The 15,966-nt window shown below is 57.1% G+C and carries 14 protein-coding genes; 9 read left to right on the plus strand and 5 right to left on the minus strand.

The genetic code is table 11. The features are described from left to right. The 3 genes from ACT3TJ_RS04695 to ACT3TJ_RS04705 all read right to left on the minus strand — a co-directional run. Positions 1 to 89 (minus strand): urease subunit gamma (locus tag ACT3TJ_RS04695; protein WP_444665484.1); only part of this gene is annotated, 89 nt, incomplete at its 3' end. A 22-nt stretch (positions 90 to 111) separates the two neighbouring features. Next, the gene (locus ACT3TJ_RS04700; RefSeq protein ID WP_087110721.1) at positions 112 to 996 is read right to left on the minus strand and encodes an urease accessory protein UreD; all 885 of its coding nucleotides are present in this window, start codon (positions 994 to 996) and stop codon (positions 112 to 114) included. A gap of 403 nt (positions 997 to 1,399) precedes the next feature. After that, positions 1,400 to 1,606, minus strand: coding sequence for a hypothetical protein (locus ACT3TJ_RS04705; protein ID WP_442353111.1), 207 nt, complete (start codon positions 1,604 to 1,606; stop codon positions 1,400 to 1,402). Between the two features lie 213 nt (positions 1,607 to 1,819). Here ACT3TJ_RS04705 and ACT3TJ_RS04710 point away from each other — a divergent pair, with 213 nt between their 5' ends. From ACT3TJ_RS04710 to ACT3TJ_RS04735, 6 genes are all read left to right on the plus strand, one after another. Next, positions 1,820 to 4,027, plus strand: coding sequence for a TonB-dependent receptor domain-containing protein (locus tag ACT3TJ_RS04710; protein WP_442353110.1), 2,208 nt, complete (start codon positions 1,820 to 1,822; stop codon positions 4,025 to 4,027). Between the two features lie 84 nt (positions 4,028 to 4,111). Further along, positions 4,112 to 5,482 carry a PepSY-associated TM helix domain-containing protein gene (locus ACT3TJ_RS04715; RefSeq protein ID WP_442353109.1) on the plus strand — a complete coding sequence of 457 codons (1,371 nt, stop codon included), beginning with the start codon at positions 4,112 to 4,114 and terminating at the stop codon, positions 5,480 to 5,482. Positions 5,483 to 5,880: 398 nt separating this feature from the next. Beyond that, positions 5,881 to 6,855 carry a metal ABC transporter solute-binding protein, Zn/Mn family gene (locus tag ACT3TJ_RS04720; protein ID WP_087110713.1) on the plus strand — a complete coding sequence of 325 codons (975 nt, stop codon included), beginning with the start codon at positions 5,881 to 5,883 and terminating at the stop codon, positions 6,853 to 6,855. A gap of 15 nt (positions 6,856 to 6,870) precedes the next feature. Then, complete coding sequence (locus tag ACT3TJ_RS04725) at positions 6,871 to 7,653, plus strand: metal ABC transporter ATP-binding protein (protein WP_087110711.1); 783 nt, start codon at positions 6,871 to 6,873, stop codon at positions 7,651 to 7,653. Positions 7,654 to 7,656: 3 nt separating this feature from the next. Further along, positions 7,657 to 8,748, plus strand: a complete 1,092-nt coding sequence (locus ACT3TJ_RS04730; protein ID WP_087110709.1) for a metal ABC transporter permease — start codon at positions 7,657 to 7,659, stop codon at positions 8,746 to 8,748. Continuing rightward, positions 8,745 to 9,665: a metal ABC transporter permease gene (locus ACT3TJ_RS04735; protein WP_087110707.1), complete on the plus strand. Its 921-nt coding sequence runs from the start codon at positions 8,745 to 8,747 to the stop codon at positions 9,663 to 9,665. The genes ACT3TJ_RS04730 and ACT3TJ_RS04735 overlap by 4 nt, the downstream gene beginning before the upstream one ends. Positions 9,666 to 9,728: 63 nt before the next feature. Here the strand turns inward: ACT3TJ_RS04735 and ACT3TJ_RS04740 are convergent, their stop codons facing one another. Next, a complete protein-coding gene (locus ACT3TJ_RS04740) occupies positions 9,729 to 10,346 on the minus strand; it encodes a TetR/AcrR family transcriptional regulator (protein ID WP_087110705.1) in 618 nt (205 codons plus the stop codon). Positions 10,347 to 10,547: 201 nt separating this feature from the next. Between ACT3TJ_RS04740 and ACT3TJ_RS04745 the strand changes: the two genes are divergently transcribed. From ACT3TJ_RS04745 to ACT3TJ_RS04755, 3 genes are read left to right on the plus strand one after another with little or no spacing between them, the layout of a single operon-like run. Then, positions 10,548 to 12,350 (plus strand): ABC transporter ATP-binding protein, encoded by a 1,803-nt coding sequence (locus ACT3TJ_RS04745; RefSeq protein ID WP_444621470.1) that lies wholly within the window; start codon positions 10,548 to 10,550, stop codon positions 12,348 to 12,350. A gap of 2 nt (positions 12,351 to 12,352) precedes the next feature. Then, positions 12,353 to 14,113, plus strand: a complete 1,761-nt coding sequence (locus ACT3TJ_RS04750; protein WP_225733845.1) for an ABC transporter ATP-binding protein — start codon at positions 12,353 to 12,355, stop codon at positions 14,111 to 14,113. Beyond that, positions 14,113 to 14,838: an iron chelate uptake ABC transporter family permease subunit gene (locus ACT3TJ_RS04755; protein ID WP_444621469.1), complete on the plus strand. Its 726-nt coding sequence runs from the start codon at positions 14,113 to 14,115 to the stop codon at positions 14,836 to 14,838. The genes ACT3TJ_RS04750 and ACT3TJ_RS04755 overlap by 1 nt, the downstream gene beginning before the upstream one ends. Here the strand turns inward: ACT3TJ_RS04755 and ACT3TJ_RS04760 are convergent. After that, complete coding sequence (locus ACT3TJ_RS04760; protein ID WP_074211468.1) at positions 14,757 to 15,869, minus strand: RNA-guided endonuclease InsQ/TnpB family protein; 1,113 nt, start codon at positions 15,867 to 15,869, stop codon at positions 14,757 to 14,759. The two genes, ACT3TJ_RS04755 and ACT3TJ_RS04760, sit on opposite strands and share 82 nt — an antisense overlap. Between the last annotated feature and the right edge of the window lie 97 nt (positions 15,870 to 15,966).

A 15,966-nucleotide genomic window follows, 5' to 3' on the forward strand; every position in this document is an offset into this window, starting at 1 on the left:
AGCTTCAACCCTCGCGCTTTGCGCCGCTCGGCAAGCTGGGCGGCGGAAAACAGCAGCAGCTTGTCTTTATCTCTTGGGGTTAATTCCATAGGGCGCCTCCATCAGAATCGATTAAGTTAACCAAATACGTGGAATATGGGCCTCGCGCTCAATCCAGCGCGGGCGCAGCAATTGCCAGGCCTGTTCGCACAGCGCCCAGGCTTCATTTCGTGAGTCACCCAGATAGCGCAGCAATAAAACGTCCTGGCGCACCGTTACCGCCCAGCGTGGGTTATCCGGCAGGGCATTACGCAGCTCCTCAATCGCCGCTGGCGCATCACTCATTCCCACCGCCCAAAGCGTGGCCTGCACCGTAGCGCCGCCCTGCCCCCAGCGCCCCATAAAGCGCGGGTGTAACGGGTCTAACGGCTGGCGTTCTAGCCACAGCGGCTTGCCATCCAGCGTCAAACGAAAATACTGCTCAATGCGTCCTGATAAGTATGGCAACTCGCTCGCCGGGCGGCCCAAGGCCATGACTTCCCAGCCTAAACAGCGAGCACTGCCGTGAAGATCAATATGGGTACGCTGTTCGCCTTTAGAGCCATCAAAGGCAATGGTTTCCTGAGGTAGCCACTCAAGCGTTGCGCCATCGGCGACCTCAAGTTCAGTGCGCTGGCTCCAGGCCACGCCTTGGCTATCGGCCTTATAAAGCTTATTCGCCGCCGGGGTGGTCAACAGGGCATGTGCGCCCTGCTCGACGTGAGCCTTGATGGTGAGCGCGTCGCCGCTGACCAATCCGCCGGGTGGGTGCAGTACGTAGATATGGCACGCCTCCTGGCTGCCTTCAGGATAAAACGGCCGCTGGACCCGAAGTGGCCCTTGGTGGCGTGCCTGGATTAACCGCGTGGCGCCATCGCGCTTGGCAAAACGCAGCGCCAGTGAGGCCGCCCAGTGGCGTTCCTGGTCAAAGCGGTGGCCGGAGCCCGCAAGCGGTGGGGCGAGTTCGCGCAAGGTCATGGAAGACAGTCGCATCCTTTTGAATAGGTCATAGCCTTTCAAATGCAAGGAATGCGCCAAAATGGGGAAAAGTGGACTTTTACTATCGCTGCAAAGTTTTAGCCGTCATAACCCATCAGCACTAACGGCTTTTTGCACCAAAAAAGATCATTAAAAGGGTCGGCCGCACCAAAAATAACAAGTAGTTAACCGCCCCTTGTGTGGCAAAAGACCACACGCCCAACACTTCTTATTTGGGAACTTTCCGATACTATTGGGCCATCCTCCGTCAACAGCTTGTCTGTTGCCCACCAAGGTAGATGGCTTCGTGCAGTTACAATGCTCAGCAAACAAGCTCTGGTATCGCATTGCGCTTTGTATGGCGTTTGTGGCGATGCAGCTGCTGTTAGTTGGGCCGCTGATTTCACAGTATCAGTCCGATGGGCAACATCACGCGCATCACGAAGCTAGTCATCACTCTAGCCATCAAGGCGGCGGTCATCATCAACATACTGCCCCTCAAGCAAGCCACCATCATCATGCGGGCCATGCTGAAGAAGTAGAACCGATATTCAACTGGTTCCACCAATGTGGTTACTGTGCCATCTGGCAACAGTTCCCAACGGCGCATACCTCTCTCCCTCCGATCAGCTTACAAGCGTTTATTACGCATAATAAGCTGCTGACGCAACCGACGCAGGCTATAAAGTCCTGTGATAACTACCCCCACGCGCTAACGCGCGCTCCGCCCTTTTTTCGGATCGTGTAACGCCACATCGTCAGCCTTTTTAGCCTGAAGTTTGCTTCTGGCTGGCGTCTGTCTACACCCAAAAAAGGGATCATCATGCCGCATCTAACTATTGGGCATGGCGTCGTTACGCCTGCCCGCTTAAAAAAACGTTTTCAACGACACGTACTGACATTAAGCGTCGCTGCCGCATCGAGCGTTGTTGCTCAAGGCGTATGGGCACAGGCGACTGCCGCTCACCACGAGCATCATCATGCGTTAAACACGATGGTCGTGACCGCTGTACCGCTAAGCTCACCGCTCACGGTGGAAACCGACCCGCGTATACCGCGGCAACCGGCCCCTGCCAGCGACGGCGCCGACTATCTTCAGACCATCCCTGGGTTCTCTGCCATTCGCAATGGCGGCACCAACGGTGACCCGGTGTTCCGTGGCATGTTTGGCTCACGTCTTCGCGTGCTGACCAATGGCAGCCAAATGCTAGGCGCCTGCCCGGCAAGAATGGATGCGCCTACGTCTTATATCTCACCTGAAAATTACGACAGCCTCACCGTCACCAAAGGGCCGCAGTCCGTTCTGTGGGGCCCCGGCGCTTCAGCGGCAACGGTGCGCTTTGACCGCGGCCCGGAGGAGTTCGATGAAGCCGGTGTGCGAGTGGATGGCAGCGTCATGCTGGGTACCTATGGGCGCTTTGATCGCCGCATTGATGCCGCTTTAGGCAATAAAGACGGCTACCTGCGCATTACCGGCAATCAATCCGAAGCTAATGACTATCAGGATGGCGATGGCAACGCCGTGCCCTCGTTATGGGATAAGTGGAACGGTGACATAGCGCTTGGATGGACACCCGACAACGATACCTGGCTTGAAGTCACCGCAGGCCGAGGAGACGGCGAAGCGCGCTATGCCGGGCGAGGTATGGATGGCAGCAAATTTCTGCGCGAAACCGTGGGCATCCGTTTTCAGCGCGAGAATTTAGGTGAACACTGGAAACGTCTGGAAATGCAGGCCAACTATGCCTATGCCGACCATATTATGGATAACTTCACGCTGCGCTCACCGGGCAGCATGGACATGGGTGGTGGCATGGACATGGGCAGCGGCATGGACATGGGCGGCGGCATGGACATGGGTGGTGGCATGGACATGGGCGGCGGCATGGACATGGGTGGTGGCATGGACATGGGCAGCGGCATGGATATGGATGGCGGTATGGACATGAGTGACGGCATGGCCATGCGGCTAGACCGTCGCACCCGCAGCGCGCGCGTCGCATCAACGTGGGAGTGGGAAAACACCACGTGGACGGCCGGTGTCGATGTCGAGCATCAGGTACATCGCAATCTGGATGGCGAACACTGGCAGCCCGACTACGAGCAGACCCAGTTTGGCGCCTTCAGCGAAGTCACCCGTTTTATCGATGAACGTGACCGTCTTATTGGCGGCGCCCGCGTAGACCGCTATCGCGTCAGTGACGAAAGCCTGGACACAGCTACCGCAGGCCTCACCCGCCGCGACACTCTGCCCAGCGCTTTTATCCGCTATGAGCAGGATTTAGCCTCAGCACCGGTCACCTGGTATGCCGGGGTCGGGCATGTGGAACGCTTTCCCGATTACTGGGAATTGAGCTCTAGTCAGGCAGGTCCGGCCGGTAGTTTGAATGCCTTTGGCGGTGTTCAACCCGAAAAAACTACCCAGCTGGATATCGGCGCGCAGTACAACGACCAGCGCTTAAGCGCATGGGTGTCCGGGTATGCAGGATACGTTCACGATTTCATCTTGTTTGATTACAACACCGCGGGCATGAGCGGTACTCAAATCGATAACATTGATGCTCAGATTGCGGGTGCCGAAGTGGGCGCTAGCTATCAACTAACCGACAACTGGGTAAGCAATGCCTCGCTGGCCTATGCCTGGGGGCGAAATGCCAACGACGATGAGGCATTACCACAGATCCCACCGCTGGAAGCCAAGGTCGGCCTGTCCTATGCACACGATGACTACTCTGTGGGTGGCCTATGGCGTGGTGTTGCGGCACAAAACCGTATTGCGCTCGAAAAAGGCAATGTCGTCGGCCAGGATCTGGAATCGTCGTCAGGCTTCGGGGTGTTCTCGCTTAACGGCGCCTATCAAGCAAGCAACCACCTAACGCTAAGTGTGGGGGTGGATAACGTTTTCGATACCACCTACACCGAACACTTGAATCTAGCGGGTAATGCGGCCTTTGGCTATCCCGCTGATTTGGATCGCGGCATTAATGAGCCTGGCCGCATGGTGTGGGCACGGGCCGACTTCAGTTTCTGATTCACTCAGGTGCTCAGTAGAGCACCTGTTTACCCTTACCGCTTAAACCACCAGGCTAGATGCTTGGTGGTCTGGAGAGACTTCATGTCGACCACGTCACCCCCACAAGAAGGTCAACGCAAGACCTTCGACCTTTATCGCGCCGTTTGGCGCTGGCACTTTTACGCAGGCTTACTGGTTCTGCCGTTCATGATCACCCTGGCAATTACTGGGGGCCTTTATCTTTTCAAGGACGAACTGGATGCACTCATACACGCTGATGTGAAGCGCGTAGCCGTTCAAGAGGCGACGCTCCCTCCCTCTACGCTGGTAAGCGCAGCCCTTACGGCTCACCCTGGCACTGCCGTAAAATTCACCGACCCCGCCACGCCGAAAAGCTCGGCGGAGATCACAGTGAATACTGCCTCGGGCGAGCGGTTAGCCGTTTACGTCAATCCGTATACTGCCAATGTGCTGGGGGCGCTGGATGACCGCGGCACGGTGATGTGGACCGTTCGCTATCTGCACAGTTTGAAATACTTTGGACCTACAGCGCGCAAACTGATTGAAATAGCCGGCGGCTGGGCAACCCTGCTAGTGCTCACCGGCATTTACCTCTGGTGGCCACGGCGTAAAGGCAAAGGCGGCGTGATTAGCGTGCGCGGCAAGCCAAAAAGCCGCGTGTTCTGGCGTGATCTGCATGCCGTGCTGGGTATTTTTGTCGGTGGGTTTATCGTCTTTCTGGCGATCACCGGAATGCCTTGGTCGGGCGTGTGGGGCGCGCAGGTTAATCAGTGGGCTAACGGTAACAATTTCGGCTACCCCTCTGGTGTGCGCGTTGAAGTGCCCATGTCGGAAGAGCGTTTAAACGCGCAAAGCCCGACAAACTGGTCACTCGAACAGGCACAAATTCCAGAATCCACACAGGGACCAGGCCAGGCAACGAGCATTGGCCTTGACGGCGCTGTCGCCATCTTCGATGAGCTGGGATTGCATCATGGCTATGCGGTCAGCCTGCCCACCACAGAGACCGGCGTGTACACCGGATCAGTCTATCCTAATGACCTTAGCCAACAGCGCGTGGTGCATCTTGATCAGTACAGCGGCGAGCGCTTGATCGACATGAGCTACTCCGATTACGGGCCCCTGGGTCGCTGGTTGGAATTTGGTATCAACGTGCATATGGGCCAGCAGTTTGGTCTGGCCAACCAACTGCTCTTTTTGACCGTGTGCGTGGCGATTATCCTGCTGGCGGTATCGGCCGCAGTAATGTGGTGGAAGCGCCGCCCCTCACGCGCAATGGGCGTACCGCCACTACCGGCAGACAAACGCGTTTTCCGGGGTCTGATTGCCATTCTGGCGATAGGCGGATTGATTTTCCCGCTGGTAGGCGCGTCGTTGATCGTCATGCTGCTGCTTGATTGGCTGATTGTGCGCCCGCTCCAGGAGCGGAGGCTGGTTAACCAGCCAAGGTAACACCTCAGTTTCTATCACTCCCTCTTTCTGGCCCCCTTGGGGCCAGAAGCTCAGGTTTATCTAAATCTCAATTTACGCCTCTCGCTCTATCTTTCCCGCTACTCACACGCGCCACAGAATAGCCACTATCGGTATGCCTTCAAGTATCGAACGATGCCAGCGCAAGACCCGTTGATGCCTTGGCCAACTAAAGCGATACATTAATAGCGCATTTGCGCTTATTGCCTCATAAACTCATGCCTATTTCAGTCTACCTCAGCACGTTTATCCGCTTGACATTAAATTATTTGCGCCACAAACTTAGCCGAGGCTATACTTGTTTCCACAGCGCAAAATGATTACACGGAGTAACACTGCTTCGTCTACTATCTACCTCATGTCGAGTCTGGAGCTTAATAATGGCAACAAAACATGCTGTGATTCTATTGGGAATGCTGCCTTTCAGTACCTTGGCAGCGGCTGATGAAACGCCCCTCAACGTGGTGGCAACCATTGGCATGATTGCCGATGTGGCACAGGAGGTAGGCGGCGAATGCGTTAGCGTCCAGGCCATGATGGGCCCCGGGATCGACCCGCATCTTTTCCAGGCCAGCGCCAGCGATGTTTCGCTGTTGCGCGGCGCCGAACAGATTCTTTACTCGGGCTACGCCCTGGAAGGCCAGCTGGGTTCGGTGCTGGAAAATTTCTCTTCGCGCACCCCGACGCTTGCTGTCGCGCCCTCTTCGATCGACCCTTCATCGCTGATTACCGCGCAGGATATCTACGGCATCGATCCGCACCTGTGGATGGATGTTTCGCTTTGGGCGCAAACGCTGCCGACGCTAAGCGATACCTTTATTGAAGCGCGCCCCGACTGCGCGGATACTATTGAGGCCAACACCGAACGATACCAGACCGAACTGTTGGCGCTCCACAAGTGGGTCAAGGAGAGTATCGCGACCATTCCCGAGAGTCAGCGCGTGCTGGTGACCGCCCACGATGCGTTTAGCTACTATGGGCGCGCCTACGATATCGACGTTGAAGGTATTCAAGGCATCAGCACCGAAACCGAAACCGGCATTGCCGATATCCGCAACATGGCGACGAGTGTGGTAGAGCGCGACGTACCGGCGGTGTTCGTTGAAAGCACCATCAATCCGCGCACCGTCCAGGCGGTGATCGACGCGGCCAAGCAGCGTGGCCATGACGTTGTGGTTGGCGGCGAGCTTTATTCCGACGCCATGGGCGATGACGGTACCGTCGACGGCACCTATATGGGTATGATCTACCGTAATACCCAGCATATCGTTAACGCACTCGGCGGCACACTTTCCCCACTGCCCGATGAGCTCAACGACTGGGCAAGCGAGTGGCAGCTCGACCAACAGGGATAAAAGGGCATACTCTCGATGGTAACATCTGCAAGTGCCGAGCCCGCTCTCAGCATCAACAATTTGACCGTGAGCTATCACAACCAGCCCGTGCTTTGGGATATCAATCTCGATATCCCGGCGGGCGTGATGGCGGGAATTGTCGGCCCCAACGGCGCAGGCAAAAGCACGCTGATCAAAAGCCTTTTAGGGCTGGTGCCATCGCTTTCCGGCGAGGTGCTGGTGCACGGCAAGCCTTATGCCGCCCAGCGCAAGCGAGTGGGCTACGTGCCCCAGCGCTCGAGCGTGGATTGGGACTTTCCCACCACCGCGCTCGATGTGGTGACCATGGGCCTTTACGGGCGCCTTGGCTGGTTCAAGCGCCCCGGGCGCCGAGAACGTAAAGAGGCGATGGACGCGCTCGACATGGTCAGCATGAGCGAGCTTGCCCACCGCCAGATCAGCCAGCTTTCCGGCGGCCAGCAACAACGCGTGTTTCTGGCCCGCGCACTGGTGCAACAGGCCGACGTTTACTTTCTGGACGAACCCATGGCCGGGGTCGATGCCACCACCGAACGGGCGATCATCGATATACTGCGCCGCCTGCGTGATGCGGGAAAGACGCTTATCGTCGTCCACCACGATCTGCAAACTGTCGGTACCTACTTCGACTGGCTATTGCTACTGAACGTGCGCGTGATTGCCAGTGGCGACGCCAAAGACGTTTTCAAGATCGACAACCTCCGCCAGGCCTACGGCGGCCAGATCGCGCTGCTGGGTGACCACGAGTCATTAACGTTTCCCGCCTCAAAAGTGACCTGACCCATGCAGTGGCTCGAACTTCTATCGGATTATACCTTTCAAAACGTGGTGATCGGCGCCTCGCTTCTGGGCCTGATCAGCGGCCCCTTGGGCTGCTTTGCGGTGCTGCGCCGTCAAAGCCTGCTGGGCGACGCCATCTCCCACGCGGCTCTTCCGGGAATATGCCTGAGCTTCATCATTACCGGCAGCCGCGATATTGGCGGCATCATGATCGGCTCGCTTGCTACCGGCTCTCTTGCCGCGCTGATCATGCTGCTGCTCACCCGCAAAAGCCGCCTGAAAACCGATGCGGGGCTAGGCGTTTGCCTGAGCCTCTTCTTTGCCGTTGGTATCGTGCTGCTCACCTACATTCAAGGCACCAGCAACGCCGCCCAGGGCGGGCTTGAGGCCTTTTTATTCGGCCAGGCCGCCGCCACGCTGCGCTCGGATCTGTGGGTGATGGGTGGCGTGACGCTGGTAACGCTTTCGCTGCTCGCCGCCTTCTGGAAGCAGGCCAAGCTGGTCACGTTCGACGCCGAGTACGCCCGAACGCTTGGCATGCCCGCCACGGCCATCGAGGCGACACTGACCGCCATGGTCGCACTGGCGGTGGTGGTCGGCTTGCAGATGGTCGGCGTCATTTTGATGGCGGCGATGATCGTTGCCCCGGCGGCGGCCGCGCGCCAGTGGAGCCGCCACCTGGGCACCATGCTTGCCATCGCGGCGGGCGTGGGTATCGTCAGCGGAGTCTCCGGCGCGACGATCAGCACGCTGTCGCGCGGGCTTGCTACCGGCCCGCTGATCGTACTAACCGCCACGGCCATCGTGCTGCTGTCGCTGGCGCTGGCGCCAGGGCGCGGGCTTTTATGGGGCATCATGAAACACTACCTCCAGAAAGCCGAGCTTCAAAAACGCCAGCTTCTCTACACGCTATATAAACACCCGGCCCGGCCTGCATCACGGCGTTTATCGCTGAGCGCACGGCTCACCCTTGCCCTGTTAAAACGCCAAGGCTACCTGACCCGCTCACAAGGTGAAGCGGACTGGGGGCTGACGACAACAGGGCAGGCAAAAGCGCGCCAGGTGGTCGCCACGTTCGAGGAGGTCGCGCCATGATCGCAGAGCTTCTCAACAGTACCGCGCTTCCCATCATTCTGGTCGGCGCCATGGTGGGTATCGCCTCATCAGCGGTGGGCACGTTTTTGGTGCTGCGCGGCAACAGCATGCTGTCGGATGCCATCAGCCATTCGATCGTGTTCGGCATCGTGATCGTCTGGATACTGACCAAGCAGCAGAGCGGGCCGGTGCAGCTCATCGGCGCCGCGCTGACCGGGCTTTTGACAGTATTTCTCACCGAGGCGCTGGCCAATACCAAGCGGGTGAAGCAGGACGCCGCCATCGGACTGGTGTTCCCAGCACTCTTCTCCATTGGCGTGTTACTACTCAATATCTACGCCCACGACGTGCATATCGACACCCACACCGTGCTGTTGGGTGAAATCGGGTTTGTCTGGCTGGATACCGTCGAGCTTTTCGGCCTGCCGATTCCCCAGGCGCTGGTCTCGATGAGCGTAATGACGCTGCTCAACTACGCGTTTATCGGGCTCTTCTATAAAGAGCTGAAGCTCGCCACCTTCGATCCCGCGCTGGCCAAAACCTTTGGCTTCATGCCGACGATCCTGTTCTATGTACTTTTGATGCTGACCAGCTCCACCGCCGTGGCGGCCTTCGACGCCGTGGGGGCGGTGCTGTTCATCGCCTTTGCCATTGTTCCCGCCTCCGCCGCCTATTTGCTGACTGACCGCCTGTGGATGATGTTCATTTTCGGCGCGCTGATCTCGATCGCCTCGAGCATTTCCGGCTATTTCCTCGCGGTGCATTTCAACGTCTCCATCGGTGGCATGATGGCGGTAATGACCGGCGTATTTCTGATACTGGCCTTTTTGGGCGGGCCGCGCTACGGGCTGATTACCCAAATGCTGAAGCGCCGCCGGGCGCGGCAGGCGCCGATGGAGCCGCCTTCATTGTTTTGAAAGGCTAAACGCCAGACCAGGGCGCCACTTGCAACGACGAAGACGCACGCTTTTATAAAGGCCCTATCCACGTGAGCGCTCGTTCAGTATTACTAGCGCACCAGTAATAAGCGCTCGCATACCTTCCTCTAATTCCGCCTCCATTTCGGCCTCCTCCAGGCCGCGGCTCGCCCCCTCGACAGGCTCTTTCCCCACTACCGAATAAATCGTATCGGCGACGGAAAAGCATTGAAAAGCTATAGTCGCCAGAAGCCAGCGAGCTTGCTCCTGGGAGATATCATAAACCTCAGCAATATGGTTTTGATGTGCACGAATTTTTTCAATCATGGGCTGAGTGGCAGCCAAGCGACGGATCACATAGGGCGTTAATCCTGGGTGAGCTTTGACAAACTCGCTTATCGATGCGGCAAAAGTGGATAGATACTCTTTCAATTCCCCGGGCGCATCATTGGAAGCTCGTGGAATATTCCAACGTTGAAATATTTCTTCGGCCACTAAGCATTTCAGCGCCTTTAAATTGGGCACATGCTTATAAAGCGCCATATGGCTGATGCCTAGCGCGCTGGCCACCCCGACAAAGGTGATGTTGGGTAGGCCGATTTCGATACCCGCATTCGCAATACGCTCAAGCGTGATGGTAGGCGGCCGCCCGCGTGCTTTAACTGGCTGTTGCGTGGTCATATTGCATCCTTAATCGCTGACGTTCCTTATCTAGCCACTCACTCACTTTAGGGTCAATTAGTTGATTGGCATGCAATTATATTAATTAGTTTATTGCCATGAAACTAATTATCTATTAGCCTATTTAAACGCGACTAATTCTCGTTACAAACTACTGCTATGCAGGTTCGATAATCCCCTATGGCCGAGTCATAACGCTTCATGAGCACGCACGATACATCGAGATCCCAAGGTAAGAGCCCCATCAGCCAAGTGTTGGCCCCTATACGCACACGGCTTTTTGCCGCGGCAATGCTGGCGGGCATCGGCACGATATTAACGATGGTGCCGCTTGCCGGTATGGCACATATCGCCAAGATTCTTGTGTCTGATCCAGGCGCCGCCTGGGAGTTATCAACCTCCAGCATGCGTGAAATCGGCTGGGTGGTAGCAGCCAGCATCGTGAGCCTCTTTGTCGGCATGGGGTGCATGTTTCTCGGCGAGCTGGTAGCGCACCTGGCGGATAACAAACTCACCTACCAGCTACGCTTGGCTGTTATGCGACGCTTGTCCCAAGCACCGCTTGGCTGGTTTACCAGCCGCGCATCCGGCGACGTAAAACAGGCGATGCAAGACGATATTGCGACGCTGCACAGCCTGACCGCGCACTTTTACACGGCGGTAGGACGCGCGTTTGGCGCCTTACTGATCTCGGTGGTCTACCTGATCATGCTGGATTGGAAAATCGCCGTTATTACGTTACTGCCTCTTCCCGGTTTCTTTCTTTTCCTGCGCCGACTCATGCAAGCCAGCAAAGCCAATATGGGTGAGTTTATTGCCCAGCTTGAGCGCATGAATAACGCCATTAATGAATTTGTCTGCGGCATTCCCGTCGTCAAGGCCTTCGGTACGACCGGACAAGCCTATCGTGGCTACCAAGCAGCAGTGGATAGCTTTGCCCATGCATTTGAGCAATTTACCCGCCCTCTGGTCGCTTCTATGGCACATGTTCATGCGATGGTGACAACGGTGACGATATTGGGACTGGCGCTCACGGTTGGCATATTTTGCGTCGCCAACGGCTGGTCAGAACCGGTCGATCTGTTGCCATTCATTCTAGTAGCCCCCGGTATCTGTGCTCCGTTACTGCTGCTGCATACCTTGCTGCACGACTTAGGCAGTGCCGTTGGCGCCGCCCAACGCGTCATGGCACTGCTTGAAACGCCGGTATTGCCATCAATCCCCTCCAGTGAGTGCCAGCTCCCCAACGATCATGAAGTTCGCTTTGAAAATGTCAGTTACGTCTATAACAATGCCCAAAACGGGCTATCGAACCTGCACTTTACTCTTGCACCTGGCAGCGTTACGGCGATTGTTGGCCCTTCGGGGGCAGGCAAATCCACCCTGGCACGCCTGATGCTGCGCTTTTTTGACCCCACCCATGGGCGCATTACGTTAGGCGGGGTGGATCTGCGCCATCTTGAGATGTCAACGCTCTACCAGCGGATTGGTTTTGTTCTGCAGGACGTGCGTCTGATCCATGCCAGCATTCGAGACAACATTGCGTTGGGCCGCCCTTCGGCCAGCCAACAGGAAATCGAGGATGCCGCTCGCGCGGCGAATATTCACGAACGTATCGCCGCACTCCCTAACGGCTATCGATCGATGGTTGGCGAGGATATTCAACTGTCAGGTGGCGAGCAACAGCGCGTCAGTATTGCCCGCGCCATGTTACTTGATCCGCCTCTATTGGTGCTGGACGAGCCGACAGCAGCGGTTGACGCCAGCAATGAGCTGGCCATCCAGCAGGCTCTGTCGCGTTTAACCCGGGGGCGGACGCTTGTGATTATTTCGCATCACCTAAAGTCGATCATCCACGCCGACCATATTCTGGTACTCGATGGCGGCACGGTTGCTGAGCAAGGCAATCACGACCAGCTACTGGCCAGCAATGACCTTTATGCTCGCCTTTGGGCACTGGAAGAGAAAACAAACTCACTGGAATCGAAGGTGGCAGCGTGCTGAAAATGCTCAATCAACTGCTTGGCGAAGACACCGCGCTCTTGCGTCGCTATCTCGGTCTGGTCACTGTCTATGGTGTGCTAAGCGGTCTGACCATCTTGGCCCTTATCCCTCTTCTCTATTACCTCCTGATTGGCCAACTCAGTGTGGCCACCACATGGCTAGTAGTGCTGCTTTTCGGCATCCTAATCTGTTGGGGAGTGCGATGGCACGTGGAGCAGGCAGGCGTCCGTGTCGGCGTCGCCATCTTGCAGTCGGGCCGCCATCGCCTTGGCGAACACGTGATCCATCTGCCGGTTGGCTGGTTTACCGCGACAAATACCGCGCGCCTTAGCCATGTAACCACGCAGGGTATGATGGCGGTGGCCCAGCTTCCTGCTCACGTCTTTACACCGGTGATCAGCGGGCTTGTCACGCCTATCGTTCTCCTTGCCGCGCTATTGGTGTTGCATGCACCGCTGGGCATTGCGGCGCTGGTCGCGCTGCCGCTACTTTTGGGGGTTTTATTACTCACCGCCAAGCTTGCCCAGCATGCCGACAGGGCCTTCCAGCAACACTTTTCTGATACCAGTCAGCGCATGGTCGAGTTCGCCAGTGCCCAGACAGTCTTACGCGCCTTTAGTGGGAACAACCACAGCACACGCTTCTTAGAACAGGCCATGGAACAACAGCACCGCTCGGGAACAAGGCTGGCTTGCCTATCGGCACTTTCGGCGCTGCTCAATGCCTGGGCAGTGCAGACAGTCTTTGCCGTGCTGCTGATCGTCACAACCCTGTGGATCAATACGCTTTTGGAAGGATCACTGACGGCAGCGAGCATTATAAGCGTCATCATTGCGCTGGTACTGGTAAGCCGGTTCGTCGAACCGCTGCTGGACATCGCTCAACACAGCGACATTTTGCGTAGTGCAAGGGGGCAACTCGAAGAGATCCAGGCGATTTTCGACGCTGCCCCCCTAACCGAGCCAACGGTCCCTCAGCCACCGCGCGATGCCTCCATCGAATTGAGAGCCGTCCGCTTTCGCTATGCGCCGCATGAGCCCGACGTGCTCAACGGGGTTAGCCTATCTATCACGCCCGGTAGCATGACCGCATTGATCGGTGAGTCAGGTTCAGGCAAGACCACTCTGGCGCGCCTGGTCGCGAGATTTTTCGATGCAGATCACGGTAGTGTGCTCGTCGGCGGCGTGGACGTCCGCGATATGTCTAGTACCCAGCTGGCGGATCACGTCAGCCAGATCTTCCAGGAGAGCTACCTGTTTGCCGGCAGCATTGCTGACAATATTCGCTTTGGCCATCCCGACGCCAGCGATGCCGACCTGATGGACGCCGTGCGTCTGGCCGGTGTCATCGAGATCGTCGAACGCCTGCCCCAAGGATTGGACACACCAGTGGGCGAGGGAGGCGCCCGCCTTTCCGGCGGCGAACGGCAGCGTATCGCCATCGCCCGAGCACTCATTAAGAATGCGCCCATTCTGCTGGTGGATGAAGCGACTGCCGCACTGGATGCGGAAAATCAAGCCATCATTACCCAGGCGCTGGTGCGACTGAGAGGCCAACGTACGCTATTGGTGATCGCCCACCAACTCTCTACGGTGAGCATGGCTGATCAGATCATCGTGCTAGATGACGGACGCATCATTGAGCAAGGCGCGCCCGATGAACTGCTCGCTCAGCAGGGGCGATACGCCACGTTTCTTGACCAACGCCAAACCACCAAAGGGTGGCGCATCACCCCGGATAAAACGGGAGAAACCTCACAGTGATGCGCGTGTATCTGCCTCTCCTGTTTGTATTGCTGTGCGGGATGTCATTACTGACAGGCGCGCGGCAGATAAGCGGGTACCAACTTATCACCCTGTCAGATGATGCTTGGTTGACGTTGACGGCCAGCCGACTGCCGCGCCTGATCACGGTGTCCTTGACCGGAGTGGGCCTCGCGATTTGCGGTGTGATTTTGCAGCATATCGTGCGCAATAAGTTCGTGGAGCCCGCCACCTCGGGTGGGCTTGATGCCGCCAAACTGGGCATTCTCGTATCGCTGTCTCTAATGCCTACGGCTGGCGCTGGATCACGAATGCTTGCAGCCCTGCTCTTCTGCTTCGCTGCGAATGTTGTCTTTATCGCTATCGTTCGCCGCATCAAGTTCACCAACACGGTACTGGTTCCCGTCATCGGTTTGATGTACGGCGGCGTGCTAAGCGCCCTAGCCGAGTTCTACGCCTACCGCCTTGACATCCTCCCCTCCCTCAGCTTGCGCTGCCGCCTTGCGGCGGAAAGGAAGGGGATTCCCAGGTCGTTACCTTCCTGGTTCCTGCTTCGATGTTCGTTGCCTTCAATGCCTTGGCACTGCTGGTCTTACACAAACTCCACAGGCGTACATTCCCGAGTGCCCCTCGGTATGATCTTTCAACCATCTGCACCGGCTAATAGCGCGGTGCCTGCTTGCAGAATGTTGCGGGCCGCATTCACGTCGCGGTCGATGCCCTGAGTACCGCAATCTGGGCAGTCCCAGGTGCGAACATTCAGCGGTAGTGATTCCAGCACAAAGCCGCAGCTATGGCAGCGTTTTGAGCTTGGGTACCAGCGATCAATCTGGACAAACTGCCTTCCCGCCCAGGCCGCCTTGTAGTCAAGCTGGCGAACCAACTCCCCCCAGCCAACATCACTGATGGCGTTAGAGAGATGGCGGTTTTTGACCATGTTCTTCACCTGCAAACTCTCCGCTGCAATCACTTGGTTCTCGTTAACGATCTGGCGGGTGAGTTTATGCAGGTGGTCACGGCGCGTGTCAGCGATCTTGGCGTGACAGCGAGCGACCTTTAACCGTGCCTTGGCTCGGTTGTTCGAGCCTTTTTGCTTACGGCTGAGGCGCCGCTGCGCCTTCGCTAGCTTTCGGGCATAGCGGGCAGTGTGGCGGGGATTATTCACCCGATGGCCGTCACTGGTCACGAACAGGTCTTTGATCCCCAGGTCGATACCGACCATCTTGAACGTAATTGGCAGCGCCTCAGTGTCTACCTTGCACAGACAGCTAATGAAGTAACGGCCTGCTGCATCCTTGGATACCGTCACTGTGCTCGGTGCCGCAGGCAGGTCGCGGCTCCAGCGGATGTTTAGCGGTTCACGGCACTTGGCGAGCGTGATCTGCCCGTCACGGTACGAAAATGCCGAACTGGCAAAGGTGGCTGACTGCCGGTGCTTCTTCGATTTAAAGCTGGGGTACCGCGCCCGCTTGGCAAAGAAATGCTTGAACGCACTTTGTTGATGGCGCAAGCATTGTTGCAGTGGCACCGAACTAACCTCGGCTAGAAAGGCGGTGTCCGGCTGCTTCTTTAACTGTGTTAGGAACGCGCTGGCATCGTTATAGCCGATCTTTTCCTGACGCTGATAAAACGCGTCGGTGCGATAGCGCAGCACCGCGTTCCAGACAAACCGCACGCACCCAAACGTCCGCGCCAGCAAGGCTGCTTGCTCAGGCGTGGGATAGAAGCGGTATTGGTAGGCGCGTTCGGCTTTCATGCTTTACACTTTAGACGAAATATTGTAAGGATGCAAAACACAAGGCGTCCTGGCGGACGCCGCGCTATCCATCCTCGCACTAAAAGTACGAGGTTTT

The organism is Halomonas sp. AOP30-A1-24 (genome assembly GCF_052378165.1).
GTDB lineage: Bacteria > Pseudomonadota > Gammaproteobacteria > Pseudomonadales > Halomonadaceae > Vreelandella > Vreelandella citrativorans.

Excerpts from the sequence above, each read along its gene's own strand:
- ACT3TJ_RS04700 (WP_087110721.1), bottom strand. The coding sequence starts at position 996 with ATGACCTTGCGCGAACTCGCCCCACCGCTTGCGGGCTCCGGCCACCGC.
- ACT3TJ_RS04705 (WP_442353111.1), bottom strand. The coding sequence starts at position 1,606 with ATGCGCCGTTGGGAACTGTTGCCAGATGGCACAGTAACCACATTGGTG.
- ACT3TJ_RS04710 (WP_442353110.1), top strand. The coding sequence starts at position 1,820 with ATGCCGCATCTAACTATTGGGCATGGCGTCGTTACGCCTGCCCGCTTA.
- ACT3TJ_RS04715 (WP_442353109.1), top strand. The coding sequence starts at position 4,112 with ATGTCGACCACGTCACCCCCACAAGAAGGTCAACGCAAGACCTTCGAC.
- ACT3TJ_RS04720 (WP_087110713.1), top strand. The coding sequence starts at position 5,881 with ATGGCAACAAAACATGCTGTGATTCTATTGGGAATGCTGCCTTTCAGT.
- ACT3TJ_RS04725 (WP_087110711.1), top strand. The coding sequence starts at position 6,871 with ATGGTAACATCTGCAAGTGCCGAGCCCGCTCTCAGCATCAACAATTTG.
- ACT3TJ_RS04730 (WP_087110709.1), top strand. The coding sequence starts at position 7,657 with ATGCAGTGGCTCGAACTTCTATCGGATTATACCTTTCAAAACGTGGTG.
- ACT3TJ_RS04735 (WP_087110707.1), top strand. The coding sequence starts at position 8,745 with ATGATCGCAGAGCTTCTCAACAGTACCGCGCTTCCCATCATTCTGGTC.
- ACT3TJ_RS04740 (WP_087110705.1), bottom strand. The coding sequence starts at position 10,346 with ATGACCACGCAACAGCCAGTTAAAGCACGCGGGCGGCCGCCTACCATC.
- ACT3TJ_RS04745 (WP_444621470.1), top strand. The coding sequence starts at position 10,548 with ATGAGCACGCACGATACATCGAGATCCCAAGGTAAGAGCCCCATCAGC.
- ACT3TJ_RS04750 (WP_225733845.1), top strand. The coding sequence starts at position 12,353 with ATGCTCAATCAACTGCTTGGCGAAGACACCGCGCTCTTGCGTCGCTAT.
- ACT3TJ_RS04755 (WP_444621469.1), top strand. The coding sequence starts at position 14,113 with ATGCGCGTGTATCTGCCTCTCCTGTTTGTATTGCTGTGCGGGATGTCA.
- ACT3TJ_RS04760 (WP_074211468.1), bottom strand. The coding sequence starts at position 15,869 with ATGAAAGCCGAACGCGCCTACCAATACCGCTTCTATCCCACGCCTGAG.